This is a genomic window from Aeromonas sp. 604176 (assembly GCF_049170755.1).
Lineage (GTDB): Bacteria > Pseudomonadota > Gammaproteobacteria > Enterobacterales > Aeromonadaceae > Aeromonas > Aeromonas veronii_A.
In genome coordinates this window covers 1-8,017 of the sequence record NZ_JAAKNE010000153.1, presented here as the reverse complement: position 1 = coordinate 8,017, position 8,017 = coordinate 1, and the positions used below count along the sequence as shown (strand labels likewise).

The 8,017-nt window shown below is 59.0% G+C and carries 8 protein-coding genes; 5 read left to right on the top strand and 3 right to left on the bottom strand.

What is annotated here, in order from left to right; translation table 11 throughout:
- Together G5358_RS19225 and cysQ are read left to right on the top strand one after the other, a co-directional pair.
- Positions 1 to 141, top strand: a 141-nt coding sequence (locus G5358_RS19225; RefSeq protein WP_421324724.1) for a pyridoxine 5'-phosphate synthase, incomplete at its 5' end; no start/stop codon positions are given.
- A 202-nt stretch (positions 142 to 343) separates the two neighbouring features.
- Positions 344 to 1,111, top strand: coding sequence for a 3'(2'),5'-bisphosphate nucleotidase CysQ (gene cysQ / locus G5358_RS19220; RefSeq protein WP_410489654.1), 768 nt, complete (start codon positions 344 to 346; stop codon positions 1,109 to 1,111).
- A gap of 87 nt (positions 1,112 to 1,198) precedes the next feature.
- Here cysQ and G5358_RS19215 read toward each other — a convergent pair whose 3' ends face one another.
- The 3 genes from G5358_RS19215 to G5358_RS19205 form a co-directional block, all read right to left on the bottom strand.
- On the bottom strand, positions 1,199 to 1,495 hold the full coding sequence (locus G5358_RS19215) for a YciI family protein (protein ID WP_005354350.1): 297 nt from the start codon (positions 1,493 to 1,495) through the stop codon (positions 1,199 to 1,201).
- 24 nt (positions 1,496 to 1,519) lie between these two features.
- On the bottom strand, positions 1,520 to 2,083 hold the full coding sequence (locus G5358_RS19210; RefSeq protein WP_216952963.1) for a septation protein A: 564 nt from the start codon (positions 2,081 to 2,083) through the stop codon (positions 1,520 to 1,522).
- A 90-nt stretch (positions 2,084 to 2,173) separates the two neighbouring features.
- Positions 2,174 to 3,697: an aminotransferase class V-fold PLP-dependent enzyme gene (locus tag G5358_RS19205; protein WP_216952964.1), complete on the bottom strand. Its 1,524-nt coding sequence runs from the start codon at positions 3,695 to 3,697 to the stop codon at positions 2,174 to 2,176.
- A gap of 175 nt (positions 3,698 to 3,872) precedes the next feature.
- On the opposite strand from G5358_RS19205, the gene trhA reads away from it, so the two are divergent.
- From trhA to G5358_RS19190, 3 genes are all read left to right on the top strand, one after another.
- The gene (gene trhA, locus G5358_RS19200) at positions 3,873 to 4,508 is read left to right on the top strand and encodes a PAQR family membrane homeostasis protein TrhA (protein ID WP_158111314.1); all 636 of its coding nucleotides are present in this window, start codon (positions 3,873 to 3,875) and stop codon (positions 4,506 to 4,508) included.
- 127 nt (positions 4,509 to 4,635) lie between these two features.
- On the top strand, positions 4,636 to 6,297 hold the full coding sequence (locus tag G5358_RS19195; protein WP_216952965.1) for a putative transporter: 1,662 nt from the start codon (positions 4,636 to 4,638) through the stop codon (positions 6,295 to 6,297).
- A gap of 229 nt (positions 6,298 to 6,526) precedes the next feature.
- Positions 6,527 to 8,017 (top strand): retention module-containing protein (locus G5358_RS19190; RefSeq protein ID WP_421324723.1); only part of this gene is annotated, 1,491 nt, incomplete at its 3' end.

Here is an 8,017-nt window from a genome sequence, read left to right as displayed (position 1 = left end):
GTCAAGGCCATCGCCGCCATCCCCGAGCTCTATGAGCTCAACATCGGCCACGCCATCATCGGCCGCGCCGCCTTCGATGGTTTGGCCAAAGCCGTGAGCGACATGCGCCTGCTGATGCAGGAAGCCCGTCAGGGGATCTGAGTTGCAAAATAGGCCCGCGGCCTGAGACCGGCCGCTAGAAATAACAAGGGACGCCACGGCGTCCTTTGTTATTTCAGGTGTTGTTCAAGTGAGGGCAATGGGTTGGCGGCTATAGAGCTGTAATAACCCAGCACAATCGGCTATAAGCAGTTGATGTCAAAAGGGTTACACTGGTTGACTCTGTGAGTTGGACGAGATTGTTATGGATCACCCCCTGCACCACCCCGATATCACCGAACTTGAACCTGTCGCCCGCGCGGCGGGGGCGGCCATCATGGCCATCTACAGCCAGCCCTTCGCGGTGGAGTACAAGAGCGACGAGAGCCCGCTTACCGCTGCCGACAAGGGGGCTCATGAGGTGATCGTTCAGGGGTTGGCACGGCTGACTCCTAATATTCCTGTGTTGTCGGAGGAGTCGGGGCCCGAGGTGATGGCGGCGCGCCACGGCTGGTCACGCTACTGGCTGGTGGATCCCCTCGATGGCACCAAGGAGTTTGTCTCCCGCAACGGCGAGTTCACCGTCAATATCGCGCTGATTGAAGAGGGGGCGCCGCGCTGGGGGCTGGTCTATGCCCCAGTGCTGGACAAGCTCTGGTATGGCGGAAAGGGTCTCGGTGCCTGGCGCATCGCCGATGGCAAGCGCGAGCCTATCCAGACCCGGCCTCATCGTGAAGGCGAGGCGTGGCGAGTGGTGGGCAGTCGCAACCACCTGTCGCAGGAGACCCTCGATTTCTTGGCTCCTTTTGGCGAGATCGAGCTGGTCTCGATGGGCAGCTCCCTCAAGTTCTGCATCATTGCCGAGGGGGGCGCCGAGCTCTATCCGCGCCTTGCTCCTACTTGCGAGTGGGATACCGGTGCGGCGCAGGCGGTGCTGGAGGGGGCGGGCGGCAGCGTCACCCGACTCGATGGCTCACCCCTTGCCTACAACAAGCCCGATATCCTCAATCCCTGGTTTGTCGCCAGAGCGTGACCTTGTTGGTGCGCTGAGCATCGCGCAATAAAAAGAGGCCGGAGCGGGTTGTACATCCGTTCCTGCCTCTTTGTATTTGACGCAGTTTTAAAAGACTTTCTTGAACGGCTTGATGGTCACTTTGGCATAGACGCCAGCTGCCACATAGGGATCGGCATCGGCCCAGGCTTGGGCATCCGCCTGCGAGGCAAACTCGGCGATGACGGTGCTGCCGGTAAAGCCTGCATCGGCCGGATCCTCGGCATCGATGGCCGGGTTGGGGCCGGCGGTCAGCAGCCGACCTTCATCCTGCAGGGCTTGCAGGCGAGCCAGATGGGCAGGGCGAACTTGCTTGCGCAGTGGCAGGCTATCGGGGACATCTTCGGAGTAGATGAGATACCACATGAGACAATCCTTTTCTGATGAGGGTTACTTTTTGAGTTCGTCTTTTTGCTGGGACAACTGCTCGGCAGGGATGTGGCGGTAGAGGTAGACGCCGCTCAGCAGGGTAAAGACCAGCGTCATCCCCAGCAGGCCGAACACCTTGAAGTTGACCCACATCTCTTGCGGCATGTTGAATGCCACATAGAGGTTGAGCAGGCCACAGACGGTAAAGAAGCCGACCCAGCCGAGATTGACCTTGTCCCAGACTGCATCGGGTGCCTGCAGTTCCTTGGCCAACATCTGTTTGATCAGATTCTTGCCAAAGCCGTAGCGGCTGATGAGCAGACCCAGTGCGAACAGCACGTTGATGACAGTCACTTTCCACTTGATGAAGGTGTCATCGTGGAAGAAGACGGTGAGGCCGCCGAAGAAGCCGACCAGCAGGAAGGTAAAGAGCTGCATCTTCTCGACTTTGCGATAGCGGATCCAGCTATAGGCGAGCTGCAGACCGGTGACCACCACCAGTGCGCCGGTAGCCATGTAGATGTCGTAGAACTTGTAGACCGCGAAGAAAACGATAAGTGGAATAAATTCAATAAATTGCTTCATGTCTGGCGCCTAGTCCTCAAAGATGGCCTGCAAATTTCGCCCAGTCTACCTGCATGGCGGACAACGGCAAATGAATAAGACCGCTCATTTTTACGCCGGTTCCGTGCCGTCGCCAAACAGTTGGCGTGCAATGGATATCCCCAGTCGCTGCTGATCGGCCAGCAGGTCGCGGATATGGCGCTCTTCAATCAGAGGGTTGAGCAGCACGGCGCGCAGCAGGGTGAGCGGTTGGGCACCGTAGCGTACCACCGCTCGTTGGGTGCGGGAGACAAAGCTGTGCCCCTCGGCCCGCTGGGCTTTTTGCAGGGACACGTTGAAGTCGTTGATCTGCGCATTGGCCGTCTCATCCAGCACCTTGCCCTGCAGATGGGGCGGGATGCAGCGATAGGAGAGCAGGTTCATCACCGGAGCAGACATCAACTCGAAGGCGGGGTCGCTTTCGATGAGCTCGGCCATCAGTCTGGCTCGGTCGTAGTTGGCTTCGATAAGCTCGGCATAGCCTTGCTGGCCGAAGAGCTGGAAGGCGGCATCCAGATAGAGGGCGTTGGCCGGGCGGGTGCCCTCCAGGGTAAAGCGACCCTGATCGAACGAGGTGGCGCGAATGGCATAGGGCGCCTCCCGCTTGACCGCCATCATCAGGTCGGGCTGGCGGCAGAGCAGCATGCCGGTACCGAGCGGCACCAGAAGTTGCTTGTGACCATCCAGGGTGACGGTGTCGGCCTGCTCTATTCCGGCTAGCAGACCTTGATAGCGGGGGGAGAAGAGGGTCGGGCCACCCCAGGCAGCATCCACGTGGAAGTGGATCTGCTCTCGTTCGGCGATGGCGGCCAGCTCAGGCAGGGGATCGATGGAGCCAAAGTCGGTACTGCCTGCCACGCCGACCAATGCCAGTACTTTCAATTTCTGCTCTTTGCACTGGATCAGCGCCTGTTCCAGCGCAGCCAGACTGAGCCGGTTCTGCTCGTCGGTCTCGAGGCGCCAGACGCTGCGGGCGCCCAGTCCCAGCAGATCCATCCCCTTGTCGAAGGAGTAGTGCATCAGCCGGGAGCCCAGAATGACTGCACCGCGATAGCCTTGCTCATAGAGCGCGAACAGGTTGTCGCCGCAGGCGCGGTTGCGGGCCAGCCAGAGAGCTGTGACGTTGGCGATGGTGCCGCCGCTGGTCATGACGCCGAGGGCGGCATCCTTGGCATGCATCTGCTCGCCGTAGAAGGCATCGTCCCTGCCATAGATGAGGCGGTGCAGCTTGGCCAGCACCTCCCGCTCCAGAAAGCTGAGCAGGCGGGAGGACTCCATCTTCATCGGATTCTGGTTGAGCATCACCAGCAGGCGCGACAGCTCGGCGGTATAGGCCGGCAGGGGCGCCGTCATGTGGCCCATGTAGCGTGGCGAGGTGAGGTGCGAGGCGCCGGGTACCAGAGTAGCCAGCCGCGCCAGATACTCCTCGATAGGTTGGCCGACTGCAGGCATGCGGGATTGATCGAGCTGGTGGGTGAACAGGTCGCGCTGATAGGGGGCCTGACTGTCGTCGGAGTGGTGGAAGCTCTCCAGCAAGGTGTTCATCGCCTCGCCAAAGGCGGGATCCGCTTGTGCAAACAACTCAGTCAACTTCATCAGGTTCTCCAGACCAGGTCACCGGGTTAGGTGTCTATGCCGCTTGTCTCGGGCATCGGCGGCAGAGCATACACCAAAGGGGGGCGGGTGACAGCCACCCCATTTTTTAAGCGAACACTTGTACTCCGAAATGGTGCTGGGTAGAGTGAGCCACAGTTATTGTGGAGTCGATGTTATGAGTGGTGTGATGGATTACTCCCCCCGGGAGGAGCTGGCAAACCGGCTGAGTCACGGTGCGGGATTGTTGCTGGGGATTGTCGGGCTGGTGCTGTTGCTCATCAAGGGATGGGGACAGGGTACGCAGGCGCTGGTGAGCTACAGCCTCTATGGCGGCAGTTTGGTATTGCTCTATCTCGCCTCGACCCTCTATCACAGCATGGCTGAAGGGCGTGCCAGACGCTGGTGCAAGGTGTTTGATCACTGTGCCATCTATCTGCTGATTGCCGGCACCTATACCCCCTTTCTGCTGGTGGCGCTCGATACGCCGTTGGCGAAGGGGTTGATGGTGGTGATCTGGGCCCTGGCGCTGGCCGGGGTGGTGTTCAAGCTGGTGTTTATCAACCGCTTCAAGAAGTTGTCGCTCTTTACCTACCTGATGTTGGGCTGGCTGTCGCTGGTGGTCATCTACCAGCTCTATATCCATCTGGCCGGTGAGGGGTTGTTGCTGCTCGGGCTTGGCGGCCTTATCTACAGCCTCGGGGTCATCTTCTATGTGGCCAAGCAGCTCCCCTATAACCACGCCATCTGGCATCTCTTTGTGCTGGGTGGCAGCGTTTGTCACTTTATGGCCATTTACGGCTACGTCGCCTAACGTCTTGTAACTAGCCCTTAATTGGTATTTTTGGCGCGTAAAAGGATAAATTCGTGCGGTATCACACAGTTGGCATCAGCGTTTGCTGACAAGCTAGGGCCAGTTCAATTCGCAAAGGATGCACGAAATGAGTGAAATCGCGCTTTCCATCAGCATGTTGTCGCTGGTGGCAGTGCTGGGACTCTGGCTTGGAAACTGGCGAGTCTATGGCGTTGGGTTAGGGATCGGTGGGGTGCTGTTCGGCGGCATCATAGTGGGTCACTTTGCCGGGGTGTCAGAGCTGGCGCTCGATGAGCAAACACTCCATTTTATTCAAGAGTTTGGCCTGATCCTGTTTGTCTATACCATCGGCATTCAGGTCGGCCCCGGTTTTTTCTCGTCATTGCGCAGCTCCGGACTCAAGCTCAATGCCTTTGCTGCTTTGCTGGTTATCCTGGGGTGCATCGTTGCGGCGGCACTTCATCAACTGTTTGATGTGCCGCTACCGGTGATCCTCGGGGTCTTCTCCGGTGCCGTGACCAATACCCCATCTCTTGGTGCGGGTCAGCAGATCCTGGCGGAGCTGGGAGCTCCCCATGGTTCAACCGGGCTGATGGGGATGGGATACGCAGTGGCCTATCCATTCGGCATCTGCGGCATTTTGCTCACCATGTGGCTGGTCAGGGTCTTCTTTCGCATCAAGATCGACGATGAAGCTGCCCAGTTCGAGTTGCAGACAGGTAAAACCAAGGAGAGCTTGCAGACCATCAACATCGCGGTACGCAACCCCAACATGCATGGCTTGATGCTGAGCGAGATCCCGAGTCTCGACGAGTCTGATGTCATCTGCTCACGCCTCAAGCGTGGCGACGAGCTGATGGTGCCGCGCCCTGATTCCCGTATCGAGCTGGGCGACCTGCTGCACCTAGTTGGTGAGCGCCATGCACTGCACAAGGTGTTGCTGGTGCTGGGTGAAGAGGTCGACACTTCCCTATCGACTCGCGGTACCGACCTGAGGGTGGAGCGGGTCGTGGTGACCAACGAGCAGGTGCTGGGCAAGAAGATCCGCGATCTTGACATCAAACAGCGCTATGACGTGGTGATCTCGCGCCTCAACCGGGCCGGTATCGAGCTGGTACCGACCAGCCAGACCAGTCTGCAGTTTGGTGACATCCTCAACCTGGTAGGTCGTCTCGATGCCATCGAGGCCGTGACCAATGTGGTCGGCAACGTGCAGCAAAAACTGCAACAGGTGCAGATGTTGCCGGTATTTATCGGGATTGGCCTCGGCGTATTGCTCGGCTCCATCCCCTTCTACCTGCCCGGATTCCCGGCCGCTCTCAAATTGGGTCTGGCGGGGGGGCCGCTGGTGGTGGCGCTGATCCTGTCGCGGATCGGCAGCATCGGCAAGCTCTACTGGTTCATGCCCCCCAGCGCCAACCTCGCGCTGCGGGAGATCGGGATCGTGCTGTTTCTGGCGGTGGTTGGCTTCAAGTCAGGGGCCGGCTTTGTTGATACCCTGATCAACGGTGATGGCCCCTCCTGGATGCTATATGGGGCAGCGATTACCCTGATCCCCTTGCTGGTGGTCGGGGTGCTGGCGCGTCTCTATGGCAAGATGAACTATCTCACCCTCTGTGGCTTGCTGGCTGGCTCCATGACGGATCCTCCCGCATTGGCCTTTGCCAACGCCATGCACCCGACCAGTGGTGCCAGTGCGCTCTCCTATGCCACTGTCTACCCGCTGGTGATGTTCTTGCGGATCATCTCGCCGCAACTGCTGGCCATCATCCTCTGGGCCGGTGCATAGGGTTAATTCTGACAGGAGCATGCCTTGTCATGCTCCTGTCATGATAATGTAATGTATTGATAATTTTAGTTTTTATTTTTCGGTAATCCCCTCGTCACCCTTCTGTCTGGCTGAACGGTCCAGCCTCAAATCAGTCTATTCTTTCGAATTTTCGAACTGGTTATTTGCTCTCTCTCTGTGCAGAGTAGGCTGTGGCTTTTTGCATGCAAATCAGGATTCAGGAGAGAACATGATTACCAATTCCGTTACTCTGGAACAGGGCGTAACCGTCACCCAGCTCAAAGGTCAAGTTTATCAGGTGGCTGCAGATGGTAGCCGCAAGTTGCTGGTGGAAGGGGATGTGCTGCCGAAAGGGGCGGTGATCATGTCGCCGGATGGCGCCAGTTTCATGGGCGGCGGACAGTCTTTCAATGTGCAACCTGCCAGCGAGCAGAGTGAGCCTGCCGAAGAGGAAGCTGCTCCCCAGCTGGCGCAAAACAGTGCCGCAGGCACACCCGATGATATCAGTGCCCTGCAAGAAGCCATTTTGGGTGGCGCTGACCCGACCCAGGCCTTTGAAGCCTCCGCCGCAGGCGGTGCACCTGCTGCCGGTGGTGGCGGGGTTGGTGGTGTCGCCGGAGCCAGTGGCAACGGCGGTTTTGTCACCATCGACCGTACCGGCTCCGCAACCATTGCCGAAGCGACCTTCGATACCACCTACAACACCAATGGCGAGCCACCGCTGGATGCTGCAGGAGAAGATGAGGTATTTGACCTTACGCCTCCAACCATCTCCGTGGTAGCGCCAGACAATACCAATGACACCACTCCGACCCTGACCGGAACCACGGATGCGCCTGCTGGCAGCACGGTGACCCTGGTGGTGACCGATGCCAACGGCAATCAGCAGACCCTGACCACTATTGTCACACCTAATGGCACCTTCACCGTGGATGTCGCCACACCGCTGGCCGAAGGGGGCTATCAGGTGACGGCTTCCGTGACCGATCCGGCCGGCAACACCGGCACCGCGACCGATGATGGCAGTGTGGATGTAACCGCTCCGGTGATTACTGTTGATGCACCTGACAATACCAATGACACCACCCCGACCATTACGGGCACTACGGATGCACCTGCTGGCAGCACGGTCACTCTGGTCGTGACCGATGCCAATGGCACTCAACAAACGTTGACCGCCATCGTGCAACCGGGTGGTGGTTACAGCGTAGATGTCACTACTCCGCTGGCGGAAGGCAGCTATAAGGTGACGGCCAGCATCACCGATCCGTCTGGCAACACAGGTACCGCTACCGACGATGGCAGTGTTGATAGCAAGGCCCCTGACCTGGCCATCACCCTGGATGCCGACATCACCGCCGACGACGTCATCAACGCCGCTGAAGCGGGTCAGCAGATCCCGGTCAGCGGCACCGTGACGGGCGAGTTCAAGGTAGGGGACACCGTCACCCTGACCGTCAACAACACCGAATACACCGGCAAAGTGGCTGCCGATGGCCGCTTCACCATCCTGGTGGCGGGCAGCGATCTGGCGGCCGATGGCGACCGCACCATCGATGCCAGCGTGACCAGCACCGACGTGGCGGGCAACAGCGCCACCGCGACCGACAGCGAAGGTTATGAAGTGGATACTGACCTGCCGAGCATCGACCTGGCGGCGATTGGCGATGGCAACCTGTCGGTGGCGGAAGCCAAGGCGGTCGAGCTCAAGGGCGAGACT

What these genes read in the sequence shown, in the direction of transcription:
- cysQ (WP_410489654.1), top strand. Translation starts at nt 344, where the DNA reads ATGGATCACCCCCTGCACCACCCCGATATCACCGAACTTGAACCTGTC.
- G5358_RS19215 (WP_005354350.1), bottom strand. Translation starts at nt 1,495, where the DNA reads ATGTGGTATCTCATCTACTCCGAAGATGTCCCCGATAGCCTGCCACTG.
- G5358_RS19210 (WP_216952963.1), bottom strand. Translation starts at nt 2,083, where the DNA reads ATGAAGCAATTTATTGAATTTATTCCACTTATCGTTTTCTTCGCGGTC.
- G5358_RS19205 (WP_216952964.1), bottom strand. Translation starts at nt 3,697, where the DNA reads ATGAAGTTGACTGAGTTGTTTGCACAAGCGGATCCCGCCTTTGGCGAG.
- trhA (WP_158111314.1), top strand. Translation starts at nt 3,873, where the DNA reads ATGAGTGGTGTGATGGATTACTCCCCCCGGGAGGAGCTGGCAAACCGG.
- G5358_RS19195 (WP_216952965.1), top strand. Translation starts at nt 4,636, where the DNA reads ATGAGTGAAATCGCGCTTTCCATCAGCATGTTGTCGCTGGTGGCAGTG.